The sequence below is a fragment of the Alteromonas macleodii ATCC 27126 genome, from assembly GCF_000172635.2.
Lineage (GTDB): Bacteria > Pseudomonadota > Gammaproteobacteria > Enterobacterales > Alteromonadaceae > Alteromonas > Alteromonas macleodii.
On record NC_018632.1, the window covers coordinates 366501 to 391995 of the forward strand.

Consider the following 25495-nt stretch of genomic DNA (forward strand, 5'->3'; position numbering starts at 1 on the left):
CACCTATAAACTGCTTTTAAATGAAGGCTAATAATCTAGCCCGCGAGGAATTCAAGCGTTACGTATGAGAGAAGCAATGAAGAAGAGGCACTAATACGCCACGGTGGGCGTATTAGTGCAAAAATTACCAGAAAGGAATTAACTTAAAGCGTTGAGAACACTTTATCTGCTGCAGCAAGGGTTTGCTCAATGACTGCAGCGTCATGCGCTTTAGAAACAAAGCCCGCTTCATAAGATGCAGGTGCTAAGTAAACGCCTTGCTCTAGCATACCGTGATAGAACTTGTTGAATTGCTCGGTATTACAGTTAATTGCTTGCTTGTAGTTCGTGACTTTCTCTACGTCAGTAAAGAATATCCCAAACATACTGCCGGCAATATTAGTAGTTAGACTAATATTGTGTTTGTCAGCAAGGGCTTGGAAACCATCTACTAGCGTTTGCGTATTTTCGAAAATTGAATCGTAAAGTCCAGGCTGTTTTATCTGTGTTAACGCAGCAAGACCCGCAGCCATAGCTACTGGGTTACCAGAAAGCGTACCCGCCTGGTAAATTGGCCCTGTCGGTGCTATGTGAGTAATAATGTCACGACGGCCACCAAAACAGCCCACTGGCATGCCGCCGCCAATGACTTTACCCAAGCAAGTCAGGTCTGGTTTGATGTTATAACGCTCTTGCGCCCCGCCGCGAGATACGCGGAAGCCTGTCATTACTTCATCAAAAATCAATACGCTGCCATATTGGTCGCAAATAGCGCGAAGTCCTTCAAGGAAGCCTTCCACAGGAGGGATACAGTTCATGTTACCTGCGACAGGTTCAACGATAATGCACGCAATATCATCGCCATGGGCTTCGAAGATTTCTTTTACGCTGTCTAGGTTGTTGTATTCAACGGTAAGCGTATGCTCAGCAACATTTGCTGGAACACCTGGTGAACTTGGTACACCAAGGGTTAGCGCCCCTGAGCCCGCTTTCACTAGCAGTGAGTCGGCGTGCCCGTGATAGCAGCCTTCAAACTTAACAATTTTGTTTCTGCTCGTGTAGCCGCGAGCCAGGCGAATAGCTGACATGGTGGCCTCTGTACCAGAGTTCACCATGCGTACCATTTCCATAGATGGAACCAGTTCGCTAACCAACTCAGCCATGATCACTTCAGCTTCGGTAGGTGCACCGAAAGACAGTCCGTTATACGACGCTTCAATAACCGCTTCGCGAATTTGGGCGTTATTGTGACCTAGAACCATAGGGCCCCAAGACTGAATATAGTCAATATATTGCTTACCATCCGCATCCCACATGTACGCGCCATCAGCTTTCGTGATGAAGCGAGGTGTACCGCCTACCGCTTTAAAAGCGCGAACGGGTGAATTTACGCCACCAGGAATGGTTTTTTGGGCGCGGGTAAATAGGGCTTCAGATTTTTGCATGTAATTACTTACTCTTATTGCTGTACCAAACAACGTCACGCTCGTACTTAGTGAGAAGGTTTTCTACACCCAGAGTAAGCGCAAACAATGCCATTCTGACAAGTACACCATTGTCGGTTTGTCTAAAAATGGCGAGGTTTGGATTGAGGTTTAGATCGTTATCTAATTCGTTGGCTTCCATACGTGAATCTCGTGGAAGTGGATGCATGATAACGGTCTTCGACTGAAAGTGTTTCGTGTAAATCGACTGATTAAGGCGGAACTTACCTCGGTATTTGTTGGCTTCTTCCTGAGAAGGAAAGCGCTCTTCCTGAATGCGTGTTTGATAGCATATGTCCGCATCCATATTCCCTTCAAGGGTATCGGTAATCGTAAGCTGGTGCCCCGCATTTTCGATGGCGTCTATGATGGGCTGAGGCATGGCCAGCTCTTTTGGCGAAATGAGCGTAAAGCGAATGTTTTTAAACAAACATAACAAGCGAGATAAAGAGTGCACTGTTCGGCCGTAACGCAAATCACCAATCATGGCGATGTGTAAGCCGTCAATGCCGTGGCCATTGTATTCCAGTTCACGTTTAATCGTGAACAAGTCCAACAGTGCTTGGGTTGGGTGTTCGTTTGCACCATCACCACCGTTGATAACAGGTACACGACTACCTTCGGCAAATTCTGCCACTGAACCCGCCGCAGGATGTCGCATTGCAATAATGTCGGAATAGCCGCTCAGCACACGGGCTGTGTCGTACAATGACTCACCTTTTGCCAGCGCAGAGCTCGACATGCCGGTGGTTTCTCTAACTTCACCACCTAAAAGGTTGAATGCGGTACCAAAGCTAACTCGCGTACGAGTACTTGGCTCAAAGAAAAGGTTACCGAGAATGGCGCCATCTAGCACGGTTGTGCGCTTTTGTCGTTTGGCATAGGGTTGCATGGAATTGGCAACTGAGAACACTTTCTCAATGGCCTCGCGATCGAATTGATTAACCGAAAGAATGTGGTTACCGGTAAAGTCAGACATGCGCTTCTCAATCATCAACGAAAACGGCGCTAGTTTATAATACCGCTGGGGTTAAGTCATTAGCGCAACGTTAATCTTGCCTTACGTTTTTCTCAGTTTGGCGTTTTATTGAAAAGAGCTTTCCACAAATCAAAACACAAGTGTGCGTGTGCGCATATGTCGACTAATTGCGTTGTTGAGTATAGTGGGTAAAGAGTAAAAGGATCTTTTCAGCCGCGCTATTTACGTGGGCTGTAATCGCTTCGTCTTGAAGCGGAGACTGTATACCGCACAGCATCATGGTGTGATATTCCCCCTTAAGGAGGGCGCAATAATCTACCGCCAGCTGTTGGGCGATATCACGGCTTAAGCTACCTTCTCCGAACTTCTCTATGACATCACTCAATGTAGATAGGGAAGCTTCGGGGCCAGCCTGATAAAAAAGTGTTGCCACATGAGGGCTATTTACCGCTTCAGCTATAATTACTCGAAAGATAGCAATGGCTTCAGGATCTTGTAATAGTCGCACAAACTGACAGCCAACTTTTCGTAAACATTCTAATAGTGAGAGTGAGCCTGAAGTGGCGTCGATAAGTTGCTGGGTGTCGAGTTGGTATGATCTGCATTTCGATGAGATTGCTGCTTTAAAGAGAGCATCTTTTCCTTCGAAATGAGAATAGACCGTTTGTTTAGACACACCTGAGGCTTTAGCCACAGTGTCCATAGATGTGTTGGCAAAGCCCTCTTTTAAGAACAGGCAAGACGCTGCATGCAATATAAGATGGTATTTCTCTTCGCTCTTAGGTCGGCCTTGCTTTCGAGTGGTAGCCACGTTCGTTCTCACTGTATTAACGAATATTTAAATATCAAACTGGACGGTCTAGTATTTATATACTAGCATAGCACAATAAGTATGCAAATATAGCCCAGAGCAAACGCTAAACTGGTTAAAGGAAATGTTATGACTGCTGCAACGACGCCTTCTAAAAGTGGCAAACTCTCACTTATTATCGCTATTGCCGTTTTTACTGCAGCGTTGGTCATTCTTTTGATGACAGCAGGTCTTGGCAATGCGACACAAACGCCAGAGGCAAGAGTTCCCGTTGCAGTGTCCACTGGAACAGTCAAAATTCAATCGGGCTTTGAAACTCCAATCAATGTTTTTGGGCTTATCGAATCCCCACGGGCCACTTCGCTTTCATTCGATATGGCAGGGCAAGTCAATACATTACTTGTTGAAGAGGGCGATGTAGTAAGCAAGGGAGATGTTCTAGCCCGTCAAGATATTCAGCGTCTCAATGCCAGAAAACGTGAGCTTCAAGCCTCACTTGAGCGTGCGAACGCCGACCTTGAACTTGCTAGAGTAAACAGCGAAAGAACCACGTCGTTGGTTGAGAAAAAGCTAGAATCAGCGCAGCGACTAGACGAAGTAAAGGCAAGTCTCAATGTCGCTAAGGCCCAAGTTAGTGAAATGCAGGCCGCCCTTGAATCACTGAATGTAGAAATAGAAAAAACGACCCTTATTTCTCCCTTCGATGGCGTAGTCAATCGACGCTTTTTTGATGAAGGCAGTGTAGTTAGCGCTGGAACTCCCGTGTTTGGAATTACGGGCATAGAGAATTATCAGGCTCGTTTCGCGGTACCTGCCGATGTTGTGGATCAGTTTGACCTTAATGAGCCGGTGCTGGTTAGCGTCGGGGATATTGATGTGGCGGGAACTGTTACGCAACGCTTACCTGTTCGCAACGTGCAAACGCGAACCATTGATATTTTAGTGACATTAAATAGTAATGAGCGGGTACGCCCCGGTGACATGGCCATTTTGTCTGGATTTCGTTCTCACTCTGAGACAGGAAGTTGGCTGCCGGTTAACGCGCTAAGCAACGGCTTGCGCGGTTTGTGGCGTGTATTTGTTTTATCAAACGAGCAAAACGCCACCCTTGAAGCCCGTGTAGTGGAAGTTGTATATACCGACGGAAACAACGCGTTTGTGCGCGGAGCGCTCAAAGATGGAGAGGTTTACGTAAGCGAAGGTACACACAAACTCGCACCTGGCCAAATGGTATCAATCCCCAGTCAACATCAAGCTGGGGCACGCTAATGAAGTCATTTAACTTCGGCTCAGATAAATCTTATCCATGGTATACCTTATTTTACCGACGAGGGCATTTACTCATACTGAGTCTTCTGGTGCTAGTCACAGCAGGGTTGTCAGCATTAGGCTCTCTGCCGCGTATTGAAGACCCGCGAATAGATACGCGAAACGCATTAATCATCACTCAATACCCAGGCGCATCGGCGGAACGGGTAGAGGCTTTGGTTAGTGATGTGCTTGAAGACAGGCTTAGAGAAATATTTGAAATAAAGGAAGTGAAGTCCACGTCGCGTGCTGGTATCTCCATCATTCTCATAGAGACGCAAGACTGGATAAATAATTCAAGTAACGAACAACTATTCAGTGAAATTCGCGATGCCATTGGCGCTGCCGCTGAGTCATTCCCTGAAGGTGCAATGGCGCCAGTTTTCGATGAAAAGCGCGGCGCGACAGCGTTCACTTTATTGCTATCTGTGCGAGCAGACCACTTTGAAAATACCCCTATTACACTCACCGCGCGTTTAGCTCAAGAACTTACAGACAGGCTGCGAAACGTTAACGGCACTGAGCTAGTGCGTGTATACGGCGCACCACAGGAAGAGATTAGCGTCAACATCGACCCTATTAAGCTTGCTGCAACGGGTCTTACCTTACAGCAAGTAAGCAATTTAATAAGCCGCGCCGACCCCAAATTGCCTGCGGGAATGCTTAACTCCCAGCAAAGTAATTTGCGCTTTACAGTGGGAGAGGGCTTAAATGGCGTGAACATGATTGCTTCAATTCCCTTAGTTAACGAGCAAGGCCGCTACTTACGGGTAGAAGACGTCGCTACAGTGGAGCGCAGTTTTACTACCCCTCGCAACGAAGTGGCATTTCTAAATGGTGAAGAGTCTATATTTGTGGCAGCGCGTATGCAGCCGTCACTGCGTTCTGATGTATGGACAGAAAATGCATTAGCAGTAGTGGAGCAGTTCAATAAAGACTTCAGCGGAACCTTAACCGCTACCGTCGCATTTGAGCAAAACGAATATACCGCTACTCGCCTTGCTGACTTATCGATGAACCTGCTTATGGGGTGCGCCGTGGTCATGATGGTTATTCTACTTTTCATGGGGTTTCGTGCTGCGTGGATTGTGGGCCTGGCACTTCCCTTATGCGCCGCTTTTGCCTTGTTCTCTTTAAGTTTTTACGACGAGCAAATTCACCAAATGTCTATCTTTGGCATGATCATCGCCATTGGTTTACTAATCGATAATGCCATTGTTATTACCGATGAAATTCGCATTAATTTACAAGATCCTAATTTAACGCGAGTAGGTGCTATGGCCAAAAGCGTTTCACATCTATTTGTACCGCTGCTGGCTTCAACGCTCACGACCATTTTAGGCTTTATGCCCATCTTTCTTTTAGATGGAAACATTGGTGACTTTGTTGGCCCGATTGCCATTAGCGTGGTGATGGCACTTATTGGCTCGCTGTTTATTTCTCTTACTATCATTGCAGCCCTCGCTGCCCGATTTTTGCCAAAGCACGACAATAGTTCGCAACATGAAATAGCATCGAAGGCGTGGTGGAAAGTGGGATTACAAGCGCCAGAGCTCAGTCTCGCTTTTAAAAAGCAATTGGGTAGATGGGTTAAACAGCCAATTTTGGTGTTACCGGTTATTGCTATCCTTTGTTTATCGGGTTTTGTATTGTCGGGCACCTTGGCGAATGTGTTTTTCCCAAGTGCAGATAGAGACCAGTTCGAAGTGTACCTGTGGACCAAAGAAGGGAGCAGTATCGACAACACAACGAGCTATGTTAAAAAAATAGATAGTGCTATTCGCAGTGAGCAAGGCGTGAAACAAGTTAGTTGGTTAGTCGGGGGCTCTGCGCCGTCGGTGTACTACAACCAGATGATGACGCGTGACAACATGCCTTATTTCGCAAATGCTGTGGTGTCGACAGATACAGTGGATGAAGCTGTTGCGCTAGTGGGCAAACTACAACAAGAGCTTGATAGCGCGTATCCAGAAGTACAAATTGTAGTGCGAGCCTTTGGGCAGGGTCCGCCTATTGCGGCGCCTGTTGAGGTAGAGATTTTCGGCCCTGATCTGAATGTGTTGAACGACCTAGGCGACAAAGTACGCATGTTAATGTCTGAAGTCGACGGCATTTCTCAGTCTATAACCAGCGTTTCAATGGGAGAACCCGAGCTTAAAATAAACGCGGACAGCGATAATCTTTCTTACTTGGGGCTTACGCTTTCCGAGCTTGCCAATCAAATGCAGATAAACTTTTCAGGTATTACCGGTGGTTCTGTTTTGGAAAGCACAGAAGAAATTCCTGTACGCGTAAGGCTAGACGAGGCGTATAGACAAAATGTAACGGGCGTAGACGCCATGCCAATTCCGGTTGCAGGAGACAATGCTATTTCTTGGTCGCCACTTGCTGCCGTAACAAACTTAACGCTTCAGCCTGCAACCAGCAGTATTACGCGCCTTGATGGCGAAAGGCTAAATCGTATTCAGGCGTTTTTGCTTCCTGGTGTCCCGGCCATTGATGCAAGTAACCATTTGCGAGATCTGCTCGAAAGTCGATTAATTCTTCCCGAAGGATATCGTATTCATTTAGCGGGAGACGCTGATGAACAGCAGCAAGCATTAGGTAAATTAGCGACCTATGCGCCGGTGCTGTTGGTTCTTATGGTAACCACGCTCATTCTGACTTTTACCAGCTTGCGCATGGCGGGTGTAATCGGATTAGTGGCAATACTTTCTGTAGGGCTGGGTATGTTCAGTCTTTGGATATCTGGATTGCCGGTTGGGTTTAATCCGCTGCTAGGTTGTGCTGGCCTTATTGGCGTAGCAATCAACGGATCGATAGTGGTCATTGCCGCTATCAACGCGAACCCCAAAGCAAAGCAGGGAGACACGAAAGCCATTGTTGAAGAAACCATGAGCTGTAGCCGCCATATTTTATCGACTACTTTCACGACGGTAGGTGGATTGATTCCCTTGCTATTGTTCAGTGAAGGTAGCTTTTGGCCGCCGTTGGCCGTGGTGCTGGCTGGTGGAGTAGGATTCTCGGTAATCTTGTCGTTAGTCTTTACGCCAACTATAGTGGCTGCTTTTCAACGATACCGTTATAGAAATCACACATTGGCATAATTTTACGGTTAAACTATCCCTTTTTAACCCACGTATAAATTTGGCTTACTTAGCGTATGCGAAAATCAAATCCTCTTTTGCGTTGGTGGCAAACCGACTGCGTGAAGTGTAAACGCATGAGACTTTATATCGTTTGGGCCGTAATCATGTTGGTGGTGTATTTTTATGTCTGGTACTAGTGTCGAACCAATCTATATCCGAGCAGCCTCGAAAAGTAACGGTATTACCAGCCTGGTGCTGGGCTGTATCGGCCTGTGTGTTGCGGCACTGTGGTTAGCCTTTCTTCCCGATTGGCTGTTCTTAGCGGGGATTTTTATCACCAGTGCCGCGTTAGTGTGCTTGCTCGTAGGGTACTTCAAAATTCGTGAGCCCGACTATAGTTTGGAAATTGCCAAAGACTATATCACTTATCGCCACCGTCTGGGCAGTTGGCGCATTCATTGGGACAACCTGCTGCGCGCAGATTGCCCCCGTGTTCGCCATGGGCTGGAGCATATTCCCCTTGAAACCATCGGTTTCAAAATCAAAAGTTACACGGATTTCCTCAATACGATTTCACCACGGCTTGCAACGCACTTGTTAATGGAGCAGCGGCCATTGCTAATGCAGAACACAGATGAGAATTGCGCCTCTGGAAGCTGTTATGAGCAATCTATGTTTGACGATAAGCAGTACGTTATGGAAGACGGGACCATCATTAAAGGCATTAAAGCTATGCTGGCACATCGTATGGTAGAGCTAAGAAAGCGCCTTGGGTATGATATTTTTATCGCGAGCTCAGAGCTAGATAGGGATGCCAGCGAGTTTGCAGGACTTATTGCTCAGTGCCAGAAAGCTAGGCAGTCTTCTGAAGCCAGCTAAGCTCATCGTAGCAATTAGACTTTATTCGCCTAGCTGCGGCTGTCCTTCAATTTACTCTCGTTAAGCACTTTCTTGGCTTCGGCAATAAGGGCTGGTAAGTTTTCCTCGACTAGCTTGTGCTGACCAAGTTTAAGTGAGCTCTCTGTTTCGTTGGCTAAATGCTGCATGCGCGGCAGACCTGTATAGCAACACGCACCGTGTAGTTTGTGAACTTCGGTCTTAAGCCCATTGTAATCTTGATCGTCCCAAAGCGTCGAAAGTGTCTCGATAGTTTCGGGCAGCAACGCAATAAAACTGTCTAACATTTCTTTTGCTGTATCTTGATTTTGATTCGCTCGTTTAAGTGCTAGCTGCCAGTCGATAGAGGGAAAGACGATTTCACCGGGCTCAACATTGTGGCACCACGAATTGATAAGCGTAATAAGTAGCTCAACCTCAATAGGCTTAGGTAAGTAATCGTCCATGCCAGAGGCAAGCAATCTTTCTTGCTCTTCTTTAAATGCGTGGGCTGTCACTGCCACTATTGGGGTACCCATATTCAACGGTGATTTACGAATTTCTCGGGTGGCCTGCAGTCCGTCCATGCCTGGCATCTGCACGTCCATGAGAATTAAGTCAAACTCTTGAGTCTGGCACTGATTGACGGCGTCTTGTCCACTGATCGTTGTGGTTAGCTCGACAGGAGAATGATCGAGCCACGTATGCAGCAGTTTAAGATTCATTTCCATGTCATCAACGGCAAGAATTTTAGCTTTTGGTAGCGTGCCTATTTTCTCTTGCATCGCATTTTTAGCTGGCGTTGTATGGTGGTGCACCAGGCTATCTAACTTGGTAAGCGTCATCGGCATACGCGCTTGTGAATGGAAATGTTGCGACAGGCTTGGGTATTGCGCAAAAGGTTCAGGGCCGGAATACCAAAGTATTCGCTTTTGCGCAGGGAATTGTACAAAACGACTTAAATAGGTATCCCGCAATCCCATCTTACTTACCGGCACAGTTGCCATGAAAAAGTCGTACTGGCCTTTAAGTGACTTCAAGTAATCTAGTGATTCAACAGAGGTAACCTGCGCACCCAAAATCGATAACATGCTTGCACTTGAGCGACGTGTTGCAGGTACCGGGTCGAAAATAACCACGTTCTTACCTTTCCAGTCTTCACTACTAGTTAACGCATATTTCTGGCTTAACTGGTTCATACGTAGAGATACGTTAAACGTAGAGCCTTGGCCTAATACACTTTTTAGCGTTAGATCACCGTTCATTAAGCGAACCAGCTCTCGACTGATCACGAGACCTAATCCAGTGCCTTGGTAATTACGGTTAAGGGCGTCGTCTACTTGCGAGAAGGCGTTAAATAGCTTTTTTCTGTCTTGTCGGCTTATTCCGATACCTGTGTCTTCAACGGTAATATTTACTTCGTGAATACCATGAGGAAGCGAGCGTCCGCTCACCGAAAACGTAATGGTGCCGCTGGACGTGAATTTAAGTGCATTACTTAACAAGTTATTGAGCACTTGCTTAATACGAAACACATCGCCAATGAGCTTTTCAGGGAGCGGGTGCAAATCAAATACAAATTCGATGCGCTTGCTGTGGGAAGATTTAGCCATGATAGTGACCATTTCTTCGAGCAGCTTATTGGGCGAGAAAGGCTGATTATTAATTTGCAGTTTACCGGCCTCAATCTTAGAAAAATCGAGGATATCGTTAACGATTGTTAGCAGGTTGTCCGCGGCCGTGTTTACAATTCTGACTTGCTCTTGCTGGTCAGTGGGCAGCGACGCATTGTTCAACTCTTTGCTGAACCCCAAGATAGCATTAAGAGGTGTGCGAATTTCATGGCTCATGTTGGCCAGAAATTGAGATTTAACGTTACTGGCTTTTATCGCATCTTTGCGCGCGATATCTAAACGGGCATTCTGCTCTTCAATGAGCTCCATATTGTTGCGCAAATCATTTGTTGCTTGCTCAACTTCGCTTTCCAGCTGGCCTCTGCTTTTCTCCATTAATGCAAAGGAAAAGAGCCCGGCTTCTAAGAAAACACCCACCTGAAAACAATAGGTGGTGAAGTCGTTGGAAGGTAAAATTCCGATAAGGCTTAACATACCTATAATTGCGCCGGTGGCGAGCATACTCCATGCAAATATGAAGTAACGCGCGGGCTTAAACTTATTGAAAAATGCTTCGAACCCGGCGTAGATATAACTCAATATCGCCACAAGACCCACGCCGTATACTAGGTTGTTCTTCCAAATAGAAGGAAGCAGATCGACGAAGCACACCAGCCCTGTTAACGCTTGGCAAACCAACAATAAGTTAATGACAGGATGTGCCGTGGGAGAGTGCTTTTCCGTTTCCAAAAACGTCTTGGTAAAAAAGCCTGAGCTGATACCAATAATTACGAATATCAGCTCGGAATGCCCAACCAGCCAAGAGGGGATCCCCTGACTAAACAGCAAGTGCGTATGGCCGCCCCACACAAACTGCCACAAAATAACCGCAGCGATATAGCCAACATAGGCAATCAGACTTTTTTCCCGCACGCCAAAAAATAGAGCAAGGTTATAAATAGCGAGAATAAGCAATCCGCCGTAGAAAAAGCCCCAGAGCAAGCTGTCCATTTGGAAGTAGCTGCTATGTAGCGGTTCGGCTTGAATTCGAAGTGGTGCAATTAGGCTAGATGAGCGACTTTCAATGCGTATGTAAAGGTCGACAGGATCGCTATCAGGCAGCTCAACACGAAAGGTTGGAACACGAAAACGCTGTTCTTTTTGAGCTTTCCCCTGATGGCTTTGCTTTATTACCTTGCCGTTTTGCACCAAATAAAAATCAACACTGTCGAGTTGGCTGAAATTTATTGAGAACACCCAGTGTTTATCGTTTGAAACATTGGCAACAGAAGTGAGTAGCCACATGCCATTATTACGAAACCCAAAGTTAGGGTTGTCATGGGGATGCATAAGGAAGTCATTGCGTCTTCGTGATACATCGCTGATAGTAAGCTGATAATCGGTTTCAAATAAAAAATACAGAGAGTCTGATAAATCTAGCGTACTTTCTTCATCGAAGAGCTGCTCGATATGCTGCGCGCTGGCATTCGAAGGCAGGTGACTGCCTACAACAAGAAATAAAAAAAAGAATACGCGAAAGATAGCCATGATTATCTGTACTTACGTTACCGTTTGATTAGGGGCTTTATTATTTTTTAGTTTTATTCGTAAGAGTGAAAATTGAACGGCAAATTTCACCCAATGCTATTTAACCACTCTCTTTGAAGAATAACAAAACAAACCCTCAACCCATACAATGAGTAAGACCCAAAAGTCGCGACAATTGGTTTCAAGGATTGCACACAAATGCGGTTTACCCCACAATAGCCTTTAACGCTCGGGAGCTTTCACTAAGTGGTGCGCTAAATTGTCCACAATCGACAGCCTAACTAGCACGAGCGCATTGGTATTAATAACAAAACGAAAAAACTATCATGAGTGACGAGATCATCATTAATCGCGATGGGGTAGAGCAACTTCCTCTTCGACGTTTCACCGAAGACGCTTATCTAAACTATTCCATGTACGTCATCATGGACCGTGCACTTCCACATATTTCGGATGGCTTAAAGCCTGTTCAGCGACGCATCATTTATGCGATGTCAGACCTAGGCTTAAGTGCAAACGCCAAATATAAAAAATCGGCGAGAACCGTAGGTGATGTGCTGGGTAAGTTTCACCCTCACGGCGATTCTGCCTGTTATGAGGCGATGGTGCTCATGGCTCAGCCTTTTTCTTATCGCTACCCTTTAGTAGATGGTCAAGGTAACTGGGGTGCGCCGGATGATCCGAAATCGTTTGCTGCCATGCGTTATACGGAAGCTAAGCTCTCGCGCTTCTCTGAAGTGCTGCTGAATGAACTTGGACAAGGTACGGTAGATTGGGTACCTAATTTTGACGGTACGCTAAACGAGCCTAGCGTGCTTCCAGCTCGCTTGCCACATATCCTATTAAATGGCGTGACAGGGATTGCCGTTGGCATGGCGACTGATATTCCTCCTCACAACGTGAGAGAGTTGGCCAACGCGTGTGCCATGTTGTTAGACAACAGCAAAGCCGAGCTTAGCGATGTGCTAGAACACGTTAATGGACCTGACTATCCTACCGAAGCTGAAATTATTACGCCAAAGTCTGATATTCAAAAGCTGTACGAGACTGGGCGTGGTTCTATAAAAATGCGCGCGGTGTACATGGAAGAAAACGGTGATGTTGTTATTACCGCTCTACCTCACCAAGCGTCTGGTGCCAAGATACTAGAGCAAATTGCCGCGCAAATGCAGGCGAAAAAGTTACCGATGGTAAGCGATCTCCGAGACGAATCGGATCATGAAAATCCAACCCGTTTGGTGATTACGCCTCGCTCAAATCGCATTGATGTAACTCAGCTGATGCAGCATTTATTTGCAACTACCGACCTAGAGAAAAACTACCGGGTCAACTTGAATATGATTGGCCTAGACGGTCGCCCTCAGGTGAAAGACTTACGTACGATTTTGTCTGAATGGTTGCAGTACCGAAAAGATACTGTTACGCGCCGCTTGCAATACCGTTTAGATAAAGTGTTAGCGCGTTTACATATTTTAGAAGGTTTATTAATTGCGTTTTTGAATATCGATGAAGTTATCGAAATTATTCGCACGTACGACAAACCAAAACCAGAATTAATGGCGCGATTCGGTTTAAGTGACACACAAGCGGAAGCAATTCTGGAATTGAAGCTTCGTCACTTAGCCAAGTTAGAAGAAATGAAAATTAAAGGCGAGCAAGATGAACTTGCAGAAGAGCGCGACAAGCTTCAGCAGCTTCTAGGCTCAGATCGCCGCCTTAAAACCCTCATTAAGAAAGAAATCCTTGCAGACGCTGAAAAGTACGGTGACGACAGACGCTCACCTATTGTTGAGCGTGGTGAAGCTAAAGCGCTGTCTGAAAAAGAGCTGGTACCTGCTGAGTCTGTAACTGTTGTGCTGTCAGAAAAAGGCTGGGCACGCTGTGCAAAAGGTCATGATATCGATGCGGAAGGTTTAAGCTACAAAGCTGGTGATGCCTATTTATCCAGCGCCGAAGGCAAGAGCAATCAGCCTGCCGTGTTTATGGACAGTTCAGGTCGTACTTTCTCTTGTGACGCTCACGGGTTGCCGTCTGCACGAAGTCAAGGGGAGCCGCTAACCGGGCGCTTCAGCATAGTGGGTGGCGAGTCATTCCAACACGTCATTATGGCGCAAGACGAAAGCAAATTCTTAGTAGGTTCTGATGCAGGTTACGGCTTCGTCGGCACATTTAAAGATATGGTGAGTAAGAACAAGGCGGGTAAAGCCTACTTATCATTGCCTACTGCGGCGAAAGTCATGAAACCAACACCGGTTACAAATCCAGACTCCGACTGGTGCCTAAGTATTTCTAATGAAGGTCGCATGCTCATGTTCCCACTACGCGACTTACCAAGTTTAGGTAAAGGGAAGGGGAACAAGCTTATCAATATTCCTTCTGCAAAATCGCAATCTCGAGAAGAGTACGTGAAGGTGCTTGCTGTTGTACCTGATGGTGCCGCAATTAAAGTGGGAGCCGGTAAGCGCAACATGACACTGACGGCTGACGACCTTACCCACTATCAGGGAGAAAGAGGCCGAAGAGGGAATAAATTACCGCGAGGACTACAGCGGGTTGATACGGTTGAAGTTGTCTTACCCAGCAAGGACGAAACATCTGAAGATTTGTCATAAAGTTTAAGTTGTTCTTATGCTTAGGTGAACTACACTCAAAAAGGGATTAGATGAGGAATTTACATGCTAGGCATAGTTTTTACATCGTTAATCGATATGCTCGAGGAGAAAGTTTCTCCTGAGTTTGCTGACGATGTCATCATGGAAGCTGGGTTAGAAAACGACGGCGCTTATACCGCAGTGGGCTATTACCCGTTTGAACAAATGCAACGCCTGTTAGGTGTGCTGGTGGAGAAAACGGGTAAGTCAGCTAACGAGCTACTCTACGATTTTGGCTATTACTTATTTGGTAAGTTAGGTGCAGTACATGGCGACGTGCTAGCCAATACAGAAGGCATGTTGGATATGCTGGAGCACTTGGACGGCGACATTCATGTTCAGGTTAAGAAGCTCTACCCAGACGCCGACCTACCCCGATTTACGGTGATATCCAGAACCGATAACACCATGCGCTTACAGTATTATTCTGAAAGAGAATTATATCCTTTAGCAGAAGGCTTGATGGACGCAGCCGCAGCTCATTACAACTGCACCCTGGAAAGGGAAACCCATCAACTAGATACGCCTCATACCTACGAATTTAGTATATCTCTCGTTTAACGGAGGCATGTTATGTCAGATGGAACAACGCATAGCACGCCTTCTGGTAGCGACCGTGCTGCGTTACTTGAAAGGCGTTTAAAGCGAGAGCGAAATGCGAGAGAGCAAGCCGAAGCTTTGCTAAGAGAAAAGACGCAAAGTTTGTATGCTACGCTTCAAAAAAGCCAAAGTGCACAGAAAGATTTGGAACTTGCACTATGGGCGTCGCAGGAGTCTTTTTGGAATTGGGAGGCAGAGAATGACATTATGGAATTTCGCTCATTCTCACTACATTCTGAAAGTGTATCTACCTGGTCAGGCACCTTAATTGAGCTTCTAGAGCGGGTACATGAGGACGATTTAGACGGTCTGCAGTTTCACTGGAGCATGGCGCTACACGGCAATCGTGACCGTATAGAGTTTTCTTTTCGCTTAAAGCTCGACAGCGATTTTCAGTGGGTAAGGCTGCGCGGGCGCGTGCTGAAGCGCGGAAAAGCGGGTGAAGCGCTTCATATTGTTGGCACCACAAAAGACATTACTCAGCAGCGCAAAGCCGAACAATCGTTTCACTTGATGGCCTCTGCTTTTGCGAGCTCACGTGAGCCCATGTTAGTACTCTCACCTGATCTTGTTATCACAGAATGTAACGATGCATATATTCAGCTGATTGCTGCGCCTTTCAAAGAGCAATGCATTGGTTTGGATTTCAACCAAATATTCATTGCTGAGAAAGTCGATAAAGTGCAGTTGGCGCTTGATAAACAAATTCGCTTCGAGTCGAAAGTGAAGACGCAAAACGGTGAAATTAAGGTTGTCGATATCTCGGTGGCTTTGTTTGAGACCTACCAGCAAACGTCATCTTATTTGATTGCCACAATGCGCGACATCAGCGATAGAAAACGAAACGAAGCCAAACTACGTCAACTGGCATTGCACGATGAGTTAACTGGCCTTTCCAATCGCAATTCGCTGCGTGAGTCCATCTCCGGGTTAGTACAAAAAGAGCAGCACTTTATTTTGGTCTTTATTGATCTGGACGGGTTCAAAGCAATTAACGATAACGCAGGGCATGAAAGAGGGGATATTGAGCTTCAGCGCGTAGGAGCGCTCCTTACTGCCATATTCGGCCCGATAGGGGAAGTCGGCAGGTGGGGTGGTGATGAGTTTATTGCCGTATTGCCTAATCAGAATGTTGAGGAAATTGCTGAACGCTCTGAGCGGCTTATCAGCCAGATAGAAGAAGACGCCATAACCGTAAAAACGTCGGAGCTTAGGCTGTCTGCCAGTATTGGCATTGCTGAATTTCCAGAACATAGTGATAACCTAGAAAGCTTGGTGCAGTGTGCCGACGCCGCAATGTACCGTGCGAAAGAGCTGGGTAAAGGGCAAGCGTTTATTTACGAGTCAGGTCTCTATGAGAGCATGACCCAGCAGGTCAGTATGGTGAATGACTTGCGCAGAACAGTAGAGAACCACCTTCTCGATTTCTATATTCAGGGTAAATATGATCTAAACGGTGAGTTAAAAGGCGGTGAAGTACTGTGTCGCTGGATTTCAGGCTTACACGGTGTTGTATCGCCGGCAGTGTTTATTCCCATAGCAGAAGAGCACAAGCTGGACAGCGCCATTGGTCTTCAAGCGCTGGAAGCGGCATGTGATTACATTTCAATAATGGAATCGCAGCAGGGTGACGCCATTCCTTTGTCTGTGAATATCAGTGCTAACCAGATGCTTGACCCAGAATTTCCAAATCAGGCAATGTCTATCTGTATGGATAATGATGTGTCTCCCGAATTTATTGAACTAGAGCTCACTGAGTCGGTCTTTATTCGCGATGAAAAATCAGCACTTAGAGCATTAAACACGTTGAGAGAGCATGGGTTTAGACTGTCTCTGGATGATTTTGGCAGTGGCTTTTCATCTCTTAGCTACTTGCGAAGTTTCCAGTTTGAAGTGGTTAAGGTGGATAAAAGCTTAATTCAGGGTATTCACCAAGATAGCAAAGCCAATGCGCTATTTAATGGTCTGATAGCCATGTTAAAGAGTTTGCAAATAGATGTGGTGGCTGAAGGCGTAGAGTTGGAGTCTTATTTGCCTTTCATGGAGCAGGCCGACATTCAGCTAATGCAGGGGTTTTACTTTGATAAACCAATGCCTTACGATCAGTTCTTGGCAAGGCATACTACTGAGCCTAATCGGTAATGTCTTCAGCTAAGCATAAACAAAAAAAGCCCTATCGGGCTTTTTTTAATGACTAAGCAAGCTCGTTACTTAGCATTGGTGCTTTCAAAGATTTTATCTGCCGATGCGGCAACAAAGCCTTTGTAAAGCTTACCATCAGGCATTTCATAACGCTGTGCAAATTCGTAGAAGCAGCTTGGAATTGCCACAGTTTCGTCGCTAAACGCTACGTCAGCACGGTCAGCCATCGTTGAAGATTGCGCTAAAAATACGTCTGGACCACCTTTAATTTCGCCGCCAGAGGTGTTTAGCACAAAGCCTGCTTCTTTAAGCAATGTGTTTACGTCGGTAAGCTCGTCAGTACGGGTTAAGTGATTAACACTTACTGTAAAGTGGTTAGCACGGAAGCCCCATGCCGCCATCCACGCCGCGTATTCTGATTCGCTAAGCAGTGTGTCGTATTCTGCTTTAGTAACGTCCCAATGCTTACCCGAGTACAAGAAGTTATCTGCATCCACTACAGACTCAGGCATTTGATCAACCATCTTCTTGATAATTGCTTGAGCAGTTTCAGAAAGCTCATTTACACGAAGCTCACTAATAAATACTTTTGGTTTAGTATCGTCAGGGTGCTCGAAATGCTTTGCAGTAAGCTTTTTCGCTTCAAAGTCATAGTCGCCTTTAGCTTCATAACCCAATGCTAAGAAGTGCGCAGCAAGCTTGTCTAAGCGGGTTTTATCAAGAGCAAAAGTTCGAAAAGCTACATGGTCGTTAACGATGTCGTTCGTGTTTTCTTCACCCGCCAAAAGTGCATGAATTTTATGCGCTGAGGGAGTGATGGTAACGTAATCGTCCCACATGTTGCTAAACAACGTATCGATGTTGCTATGCATGGTGGTAGGGTCCTTTCTGTCGTTGACTATTTTTAAACGAATAGTTCGTATAGGGTTGGTACTAAACTGGCCGACACAAAAATCGTGTCGGCCTTTTTGTAACGTGAAAAGCTTGAGTTACATCGACAAGCCTGGGCTTAATTTGCCCGGCATAATAACTTTATCAAGCTCAACTGAAGCAACTGGGTACGCACAGTAGTCGGCTGCATAAAACGCACTTGCTCTGTGGTTACCGCTGTCGCCCACGCCACCAAATGGCGCTGCGCTGCTTGCACCTGTAATAGGTCTATTCCAGTTTACGATGCCCGCGCGAATGCGTGCGAAGAAGTAGCGATAATCTTCTTCGTTGTCGCCTAGAAGACCTGCTGATAAGCCAAAGCTGGTGTTATTCGCTTCTGCGATAGCTGCGTCAAAATCGCTGTAACGAATCACTTTAAGTAGTGGACCAAAGTGTTCTTCGTCAGGCAGTGAAGCAAGCATGTCAGTCACATCAATGATGCCAGGAGTAGCAAAACCTTTGTTCTCGTCTTTTTGTTCAAGGCGAACCAGTACTTTACCACCAAGGTTTTCAAGCTCTTGCTGTGCTTTTACCATCAGTGCAGCGGCATTGCTTGAGATCATTGCGCCCATAAATGGTTGATCTTCAGCGTCATAATCACCCACCTTAATATTCTTGGTCACTTCGATTAAGCGAGCAAGGATTGCATCACCCTGTGCATCGGCTGGTAAGAATAGGCGACGTGCACACGTACAGCGCTGACCGGACGTAATGAAAGCAGACTGAACGATGTCATGTACAGCAGCATCAACATCAGCCACATCTTTAACAATGAGTGGGTTGTTACCACCCATTTCAAGAGCCAAAATTTTACCTGGGTGACCTGCGAACTGCTCGTGCAAGATTTTTCCTGTGCGTGAGCTACCCGTAAAGAAAAGACCATCGATATCGTTATGCGACGCCAAAGCCTTACCTGTTTCAACTTCACCTTGTACTAGGTTGAGTACACCCGCTGGCAGGCCAGCAGCATCCCATAGCTTCACCATTTCTTGTGCAACCATAGGCGTCAAATCGCTTGGTTTAAACACAACTGTGTTACCTGCAATAAGGGCTGGAACAATGTGTCCGTTTGGCAGGTGGCCAGGGAAGTTGTATGGGCCAAATACAGCAACAACGCCGTGAGGCTTGTGTCGAATGAAGGCTTTACCTACAGGCATTGGGTTTTCAACGTTACCCGTGCGTTCAAAATAGGCTTTTTCAGAAATACCAATTTTGCCCATCATGGCGCCAACTTCAGTGGCAGTTTCCCATTCTGGCTTACCCGTTTCTTTAGCCATAACTTTGGCAAGGTGCGCTTTAGCTTCTTCTAGTTTAGTGCCATAAACCTTAATAATCTCAAGACGCTCTTCAACGGTTTTCATGCTCCATGCTGGAAGTGCAGCACGAGCAGCGTTAATTGCGTCATCAATTTGAGAGGCTGTCGCAGACTTACCTTCCCAAATCACTTCGTTTTTTGCAGGGTCAATTGACGCTAAGTCATGACCTTGTCCGGCAACCCATTCACCGTTGATAAAATGTGTATGTAGCATAGTGGGTGTCCTTTTAATCTCTGAATGTAACGGGGGCGAAGCGTACGTGCTCTCCCTCTTTGACATTCAATGCAGCAGCGGCTTGGCGAGATAGTACGGCAACTTGCTTTTCTTCGCTTACCGTCATCTCGGTGGCAACTGCACGAAAATCAGATACTGATGTGTTAATGATGTAGTGCGTTTGCCCTTGGGCAGCAGCGCTATCGTCAATCACTACAGGCAGTTTTAAACTCGACTGAGCCGTGCGGATGTGGCTTAAGTTTGCTTCTACCGTCGGGCCTGCGTCGAAAATGTCTACATAGCCGCGGCAAGAAAAGCCTTCTTCTTCAAGAAGCTGAAGAGCAGGGCGTGTTTTGTCATGAACTTCGCCAATGACTTCTTGCGCTTCTTTGCTAAGCAGATTTACGTATATCGGGTACTTCGGCATAAGTTCAGCAATAAACACTTTATTACCAATGCCTGTTAAGTAGTCGGCAGTAGGAAAATCCATTGAAAAGAAATGGGTTTCCAACCACTCCCAAAATGGTGAGCGTCCTTCTTCGTCACTCACACCACGCATTTCAGCAATAACTGTCTCTGAGAAGCGTTCACGGTGCTCCATCATGAACAAGAATCGAACCTTTGAAAGGAAGCGGCCGTTTATGCCGCCGCGGGCTTGTTCGCGAAGAAACAGCGTACATATTTCAGTAACACCGGTGTAGTCATTACAAAACGTTAGAATGTCTACCGTGTTGTGAATGTTAAGCTCGCGCGAGGCGTGCACTACTTTGCTTAGGTGGTAATGATAGAACGCATCGTCTATACCAACAGCCGCTTCAATACCTGTTGTTCCCACTACCTGTCCGGTAGTGGTATCTTCCATTACAAACAAGTATGACTCATCGCCAGGTTCGGTTACGTTTGGTTTGTTAAACGCAGTTTCTGCACGATCAATTTTACGCTGCAGCAACTCGTCGTTGACAGGTAAAGACGTAAAGCCAATACCTGATTCAACGGCGATTTCTTTAAGCGCGTTATAGTCGGCCTTCGTGATAGGGCGAATGATATTCATGTTCGCTACTCGTGTTGTAATTATTCGGCGTTTACAACGGCAGCAACGGCGCGTTCAAAACGTGCAAGACCTTCTTTGATGTCTTCATCAGGAATAACCAGTGAAGGCGCAAAACGAATAACGTTCATGCCAGCAACAAGACACATAAGGTTCTCTTTCGTTGCAGCCATCATGAAGTCACGTGCACGGCCTTGGTATTTCTCATTCAACGCACAACCCAACAGCATGCCTTGACCACGTACTTCTTCAAATACGTTGTACTTTTCATTGATAGCACCTAGTAGTTCACGGAATAGGGCTTCTTTCTTAAGTACACCTTCAAGCACTTCTGGCTGGTTCACGATATCTAACGCTTTTTCCGCAACAGCACAGGCTAGTGGGTTACCACCGTAAGTACTACCGTGGGTACCTGGCTTAAGGTGTGCAGCGACGTCTGCTGTGGTAAGCATGGCACCAATTGGAAAGCCGCCACCAAGAGATTTTGCGGTTGTTAGGATATCAGGTGTTACGCCAAGACCCATGTAGGCATAAAGGTGACCAGTACGACCAACACCCGACTGAACTTCGTCAAAAATAAGTAATGCGTTGTGCTTGTCACAAAGCTCGCGAACGCCTTTTACGAAATCTGCATCAGGTGGAATAATACCGCCTTCACCCTGAAGCGGTTCCATCATTACCGCGCAGGTTTTGTCAGAAATTAGCGCTTCAAAGGCAGCTAAATCGTTGTAGTCACAGTGGTCAACAGCGCCTGGCTTAGGACCAAAACCGTCAGAGTAAGCAGCTTGACCGCCTACTGTTACGGTAAAGAAGGTACGGCCGTGGAAACCTTTGTTGAAAGCGATGATTTGGTTTTTGTCTTCACCGTGCTTGTCCAGCGCCCAGCGACGAGCTAGCTTCAATGCTGCTTCGTTCGCTTCTGCGCCTGAGTTTGCGAAGTAAACTTTATCTGAAAACGTTGCGTCATTTAGCTTTTTAGCTAAACGAAGGGCTGGCTCGTTAGTGAAAACGTTGCTTAAGTGCCAAAGCTTGCTGCCTTGTTCATTAAGAGCTTTCACAAGCTCTGGGTGACAGTGACCTAAAACGTTAACTGCAATACCGCCTGCAAAGTCGATGTACTCAGCTCCATCTTGATCCCATACGCGTGAACCTTCACCTCGAACAGGTACCATACCTGCCGGGTTATAGTTAGGAACCATTACATCATCAAATGTAGCGCGAGTTACGTTCATCTTTGTTACCTCTGCGTTGGGCGCCAATCACACAGTGTGATTTGGCTTATCGAATCTATGAGCACATTTTAGTACTACTTTGGTCGATAAGCGTTAATTGGGCGCGTAAAAACTAATCGGATTTGTTCAACAGTATGCCATTTTTTTTAACATTTGTCTTCTATGCAAAAGGCTGCAGCCCTTTATTTATAAGGACTGTGGCTTAATTTGCAGGAAAAGTGAATAACTATTAACTACTGGGCTATATCAATTGGTAATAATCAATTTTTGCGCTGAGAAAAGGGCTACATACGGGTTTTAATGCACTGTGAGGCAATAAGAAAGGGGGGATAGGACTGGAAGCCTTACCTGTTTAATGTAGCTAAAAACGGGCAAGGCATTGAGCAAGCGTCAATAATTTGGGGCATCATGCACATGAAATGAAAAAGGTGCATAACGAGTGCATGAATATCCACTAAAAAATTAATGATTCTCTTCGTTTTTCACCAAAGGAAGGGTGAAAATATCAATGGTTTTGAGTTTTTCGAGTGCACCTGCAGGGTAGCGTTGCTCCATGAAAAGCGGCTTTACTTCTTTCATTTCAACAAGCTTTAACTGATGTAACATCCGAATTTGTGTGTAGGTTCGGGCTTGATGAAGTACCTTACTGAGTGTTTTAGGCTGTGCGGGTACTTTATCGGCACACGCTCGCATAGGTTCTGCAATAGGCAAGCGCATTAAATGCATCCACTCCAGAATATCCGCGCTGACTGCATCTGCGAATTCTTGCTGTAGAGCAATAAGGTGGTTGGCTGAAGGAGCCACTTTGAGTAGCGCTTCATGTCGCTTTTGCTCTTTGTCTTTCTGGCATTCTTGCAACAGATGTAGCTGAATTTTATCGAACAGTTTGAAGTAAAGTCTTGTTACGACACAACGCCCCAAATTACTAAGCATCGCAAGGGTATAAGCCTGGTTTTTGTTTAAATCCGTAAGTGCTGCAAGGCGTTTCGCCGTTATGGCAACGCCAGTTGTATAAGGCGTAAGCTTTTGTTTAATTAGCGGGTAAGGGTCGGTAATCTGAGGCATAGCACGCTTTAAGATGAGCGACGGTATCAATGTGCGTAGGTTTTCAATACCCAAAAAGCTCAATGCTGTGCGCAGTGTCTCTACAACAATGATACGCCCACGGGAGTCTTTGCGTCTAAATTGTGGAGTATTCACCACAACGATCAGTTCATCATAAAGCCATGGCATGGTTGCGGCGATTGGCTCTAGTTTCGAAACCGAGCATGCTTTCACGGAAAGTGCATCAAGAAGCTCGCCGATATTTTCGGGCAAGTTAAGTACGTTTTGAACGAGCTCGTCGGTATAGCTTAGCTGCTCTGTTAATTCACCTAGAAGGATCTCGTGAAGATGGTGACTCACTGATTCAAGGTATGACGCTTCGGTTTTCTCTTGAAGGCGCTTGTTTTCAATCGCCACTTTTTCAACGTGCAGTAGCAGCCTGCGCGCATCACCTTGCTCCGATTGCTCGAAGCTTACTTCTCCCACCTTGCGCCTTCCTAGCATTTCCAGCACTCGCTCTGGCGATATGATCATATTTTCAAAACGATCATCTATCGTGGGCGGTGTGGTTGCCCCCATTGTCATATTAAAAGCACTCCTGCTCATAACTTTTTGGTGAACGGCAATATTATCGTACATCAGGGGCCTTTATTACTTTCGCTACGGTAATGATGAAAATGGTAGCTACTGCTTGAAAGCAAGCCTTATTTACCCTGCAACTGTTGATATTGCGTGTGCGATGCTTCGTATAATCTTTATTCAGCGCATTGGCTAAAACGAATTATGAAAAGTTAAACGAAAAATCAGTGAATTGCGAGTAATTCTGGCCTTCAAGCGTAACCTTTTACACTATAAAGGCGTATCGGCATCAAACTCGTATACTTAAATTGATTTAAACTGAAGAAATGCATCCAGTACGCTATGACCGTGTTCGGTAAGCAGTGACTCGGGGTGGTACTGCACGCCCCAAATAGGGTGATGATTATGGGAAATTGCCATGATTTCCTTTGTGCCCTTTGCGGTTTCACACCATGCATCAACACTCAGTGAGGCAGGTAGCGATGCGGGATCTAAAACCAATGAGTGGTAGCGCGTCACGTTAAACGGGTTAGGTAAGCCTTTGAACAGGCCACTGTTGCGGTGTGTTAGGGGTGAAACTTTTCCATGCTTAATCTCTTGTGCACCTACTACCTTGGCACCAAACACTTGACCTATAGCTTGATGACCCAGGCATACACCTAAAATAGGAATCTTGCCTGCAAAATGTTCAATCGCAGATAAGCTGATACCCGCTTCGTTAGGCGTGCATGGTCCCGGTGAAATAACTAACTGTGAAGGCGCTAAGCGAGATATGTCGTCTAAGGTCAGTGCGTTATTTCGCACCACTTCAACGTCGACGCTGAGCTCAGTGAAATACCGAGCGAGGTTATGAGTGAACGAATCGAAGTTATCAATTAACAGCAACACAGCAGTGCTAGTCCTTGGTATTTCTAAGTTGCGAAGGTTTTAGCCATGAAGGATTAAATGAACCCTTCATGGCGTGTAGCAAGATGTTGGAATTCGGCTGTTATGGCTTTGGAATAAAGCCGACTGCTTTGTATACTTTAGCCAAAGTTTCAGCCGCTCGCGCTGACGCTTTCTCAGCACCCTGACTCATTACGTCGTCAAGATATGCTCTGTCTGCGCGAATTTCAGCATAGCGGGCCTGAATGGGTTCAAGTAGAGCAACCACAGCGTCTGCAACATCACCTTTAAGGTGGCCATACATTTTGTCAGTATATTCAGGCTCAAGCTCTTTAATTGATTTACCCGTCGCAAGTGAAAGTAGGGTCAGTAAGTTAGACACGCCTGGTTTTTCAGTTGGGTTAAAGTAGATATTAGCTTGCTCGTCAGAGTCGGTCACGGCACGTTTGATTTTCTTGGCTAACTTCTTAGGATCTTCTAATAAGCCGATGAAGTTATTCGGGTTGTTGTCAGACTTAGACATCTTCTTTTCAGGCTCTTGAAGGCTCATGATGCGCGCGCCAAAGTCTGGGATATACGGGTCAGGTAGACGAAATACATCGCCGTATAGATTGTTAACACGTGTAGCAATGTCACGAGTCAATTCAAGGTGCTGCTTCTGATCTTCACCTACCGGTACTTTATCTGCTTGGTATAGCAAAATATCTGCTGCTTGGAGTACAGGGTAGCTGTATAAGCCTACATTAATGTTATTTTCGTTCTTCGCAGACTTATCTTTGAATTGAGTCATGCGATTAAGCTCACCCATTTGGGCGTAACAATTCAATACCCAAGATAGCTGTGCATGTTCAGGCACATGGGATTGCAAAAACAGAGTACTTTTTTGTGGATCAATACCGCAAGCAAGGTAAAGAGAAAGGCCGTCTAGACAAGCTTCAGCAAGCTGCTTAGGGTCTTGTCGTACAGTAATAGCATGCAAATCCACTATCATATATAAGCAGTCGTGGTCGTCTTGCATGGAAACCCACTGTTTAAGTGCACCCATGTAATTGCCAAGGGTAAGTTGTCCTGAAGGCTGACAGCCACTTAATACAACGGGTTTATTACTCATTTCTTTTTACCTGTAATACGTTAAATACTGTGAAAATAAAGCTTGAGAAAATAAAGC

At 45.9% G+C, this 25495-nt stretch carries 17 protein-coding genes; 6 read left to right on the forward strand and 11 right to left on the reverse strand.

Features of this window, described 5'->3' with window-relative positions; all coding sequences use genetic code 11:
* Positions 1–143 precede the first annotated feature (143 nt).
* From hemL to MASE_RS01595, 3 genes are all read right to left on the reverse strand, one after another.
* A complete protein-coding gene (gene hemL, locus MASE_RS01585; RefSeq protein ID WP_014948008.1) occupies positions 144–1424 on the reverse strand; it encodes a glutamate-1-semialdehyde 2,1-aminomutase in 1281 nt (426 codons plus the stop codon).
* 4 nt (positions 1425–1428) lie between these two features.
* Positions 1429–2442 carry an aspartate carbamoyltransferase gene (locus MASE_RS01590; RefSeq protein WP_014948009.1) on the reverse strand — a complete coding sequence of 338 codons (1014 nt, stop codon included), beginning with the start codon at positions 2440–2442 and terminating at the stop codon, positions 1429–1431.
* 163 nt (positions 2443–2605) lie between these two features.
* Positions 2606–3253, reverse strand: a complete 648-nt coding sequence (locus MASE_RS01595) for a TetR/AcrR family transcriptional regulator (RefSeq protein ID WP_014948010.1) — start codon at positions 3251–3253, stop codon at positions 2606–2608.
* Between the two features lie 129 nt (positions 3254–3382).
* Between MASE_RS01595 and MASE_RS01600 the strand changes: the two genes are divergently transcribed.
* From MASE_RS01600 to MASE_RS01610, 3 genes are all read left to right on the forward strand, one after another.
* Positions 3383–4522, forward strand: a complete 1140-nt coding sequence (locus tag MASE_RS01600) for an efflux RND transporter periplasmic adaptor subunit (RefSeq protein ID WP_014948011.1) — start codon at positions 3383–3385, stop codon at positions 4520–4522.
* The gene (locus tag MASE_RS01605; protein WP_014948012.1) at positions 4522–7668 is read left to right on the forward strand and encodes an efflux RND transporter permease subunit; all 3147 of its coding nucleotides are present in this window, start codon (positions 4522–4524) and stop codon (positions 7666–7668) included. The genes MASE_RS01600 and MASE_RS01605 overlap by 1 nt, the downstream gene beginning before the upstream one ends.
* A 165-nt stretch (positions 7669–7833) precedes the next feature.
* Positions 7834–8529, forward strand: coding sequence for a DUF2982 domain-containing protein (locus MASE_RS01610; RefSeq protein ID WP_014948013.1), 696 nt, complete (start codon positions 7834–7836; stop codon positions 8527–8529).
* A gap of 29 nt (positions 8530–8558) precedes the next feature.
* Here the strand turns inward: MASE_RS01610 and MASE_RS01615 are convergent, their stop codons facing one another.
* Positions 8559–11687: a hybrid sensor histidine kinase/response regulator gene (locus MASE_RS01615; RefSeq protein WP_014948014.1), complete on the reverse strand. Its 3129-nt coding sequence runs from the start codon at positions 11685–11687 to the stop codon at positions 8559–8561.
* A 326-nt stretch (positions 11688–12013) separates the two neighbouring features.
* Between MASE_RS01615 and parC the strand changes: the two genes are divergently transcribed.
* The 3 genes from parC (at position 12014) to MASE_RS01630 (ending at position 17080) form a co-directional block, all read left to right on the forward strand.
* Positions 12014–14299 (forward strand): DNA topoisomerase IV subunit A, encoded by a 2286-nt coding sequence (parC, locus tag MASE_RS01620; protein ID WP_014948015.1) that lies wholly within the window; start codon positions 12014–12016, stop codon positions 14297–14299.
* A gap of 63 nt (positions 14300–14362) precedes the next feature.
* On the forward strand, positions 14363–14899 hold the full coding sequence (locus MASE_RS01625; RefSeq protein WP_014948016.1) for a heme NO-binding domain-containing protein: 537 nt from the start codon (positions 14363–14365) through the stop codon (positions 14897–14899).
* Between the two features lie 12 nt (positions 14900–14911).
* Entirely contained in the window at positions 14912–17080 is a 2169-nt protein-coding gene (locus MASE_RS01630; protein ID WP_014948017.1) for a putative bifunctional diguanylate cyclase/phosphodiesterase, read from the forward strand.
* A gap of 65 nt (positions 17081–17145) precedes the next feature.
* On the opposite strand, the gene MASE_RS01635 is transcribed toward MASE_RS01630, so the two are convergent.
* The 7 genes from MASE_RS01635 to trpS all read right to left on the reverse strand — a co-directional run bounded on the left by MASE_RS01635 (position 17146) and on the right by trpS (position 25438).
* Positions 17146–17952: a DUF1338 domain-containing protein gene (locus MASE_RS01635; protein ID WP_014948018.1), complete on the reverse strand. Its 807-nt coding sequence runs from the start codon at positions 17950–17952 to the stop codon at positions 17146–17148.
* Between the two features lie 117 nt (positions 17953–18069).
* A complete protein-coding gene (gene astD, locus MASE_RS01640) occupies positions 18070–19539 on the reverse strand; it encodes a succinylglutamate-semialdehyde dehydrogenase (protein WP_014948019.1) in 1470 nt (489 codons plus the stop codon).
* Positions 19540–19552: 13 nt separating this feature from the next.
* Positions 19553–20590: an arginine N-succinyltransferase gene (gene astA, locus MASE_RS01645; RefSeq protein WP_014948020.1), complete on the reverse strand. Its 1038-nt coding sequence runs from the start codon at positions 20588–20590 to the stop codon at positions 19553–19555.
* Between the two features lie 20 nt (positions 20591–20610).
* Positions 20611–21819, reverse strand: coding sequence for an aspartate aminotransferase family protein (locus MASE_RS01650; RefSeq protein WP_014948021.1), 1209 nt, complete (start codon positions 21817–21819; stop codon positions 20611–20613).
* Positions 21820–22281: 462 nt separating this feature from the next.
* Positions 22282–23448 carry an HDOD domain-containing protein gene (locus MASE_RS01655; protein WP_014948022.1) on the reverse strand — a complete coding sequence of 389 codons (1167 nt, stop codon included), beginning with the start codon at positions 23446–23448 and terminating at the stop codon, positions 22282–22284.
* A 297-nt stretch (positions 23449–23745) separates the two neighbouring features.
* Positions 23746–24330 carry an anthranilate synthase component II gene (locus tag MASE_RS01660; protein WP_014948023.1) on the reverse strand — a complete coding sequence of 195 codons (585 nt, stop codon included), beginning with the start codon at positions 24328–24330 and terminating at the stop codon, positions 23746–23748.
* A gap of 100 nt (positions 24331–24430) precedes the next feature.
* On the reverse strand, positions 24431–25438 hold the full coding sequence (trpS, locus tag MASE_RS01665; RefSeq protein ID WP_014948024.1) for a tryptophan--tRNA ligase: 1008 nt from the start codon (positions 25436–25438) through the stop codon (positions 24431–24433).
* Positions 25439–25495: the final 57 nt, after the last annotated feature.

Coding starts and splice junctions, on each gene's coding strand:
- hemL (WP_014948008.1), bottom strand. CDS start 1,424: ATGCAAAAATCTGAAGCCCTATTTACCCGCGCCCAAAAAACCATTCCT.
- MASE_RS01590 (WP_014948009.1), bottom strand. CDS start 2,442: ATGTCTGACTTTACCGGTAACCACATTCTTTCGGTTAATCAATTCGAT.
- MASE_RS01600 (WP_014948011.1), top strand. CDS start 3,383: ATGACTGCTGCAACGACGCCTTCTAAAAGTGGCAAACTCTCACTTATT.
- MASE_RS01605 (WP_014948012.1), top strand. CDS start 4,522: ATGAAGTCATTTAACTTCGGCTCAGATAAATCTTATCCATGGTATACC.
- MASE_RS01610 (WP_014948013.1), top strand. CDS start 7,834: ATGTCTGGTACTAGTGTCGAACCAATCTATATCCGAGCAGCCTCGAAA.
- MASE_RS01615 (WP_014948014.1), bottom strand. CDS start 11,687: ATGGCTATCTTTCGCGTATTCTTTTTTTTATTTCTTGTTGTAGGCAGT.
- parC (WP_014948015.1), top strand. CDS start 12,014: ATGAGTGACGAGATCATCATTAATCGCGATGGGGTAGAGCAACTTCCT.
- MASE_RS01625 (WP_014948016.1), top strand. CDS start 14,363: ATGCTAGGCATAGTTTTTACATCGTTAATCGATATGCTCGAGGAGAAA.
- MASE_RS01630 (WP_014948017.1), top strand. CDS start 14,912: ATGTCAGATGGAACAACGCATAGCACGCCTTCTGGTAGCGACCGTGCT.
- MASE_RS01635 (WP_014948018.1), bottom strand. CDS start 17,952: ATGCATAGCAACATCGATACGTTGTTTAGCAACATGTGGGACGATTAC.
- astD (WP_014948019.1), bottom strand. CDS start 19,539: ATGCTACATACACATTTTATCAACGGTGAATGGGTTGCCGGACAAGGT.
- astA (WP_014948020.1), bottom strand. CDS start 20,590: ATGAATATCATTCGCCCTATCACGAAGGCCGACTATAACGCGCTTAAA.
- MASE_RS01650 (WP_014948021.1), bottom strand. CDS start 21,819: ATGAACGTAACTCGCGCTACATTTGATGATGTAATGGTTCCTAACTAT.
- MASE_RS01655 (WP_014948022.1), bottom strand. CDS start 23,448: ATGACAATGGGGGCAACCACACCGCCCACGATAGATGATCGTTTTGAA.
- trpS (WP_014948024.1), bottom strand. CDS start 25,438: ATGAGTAATAAACCCGTTGTATTAAGTGGCTGTCAGCCTTCAGGACAA.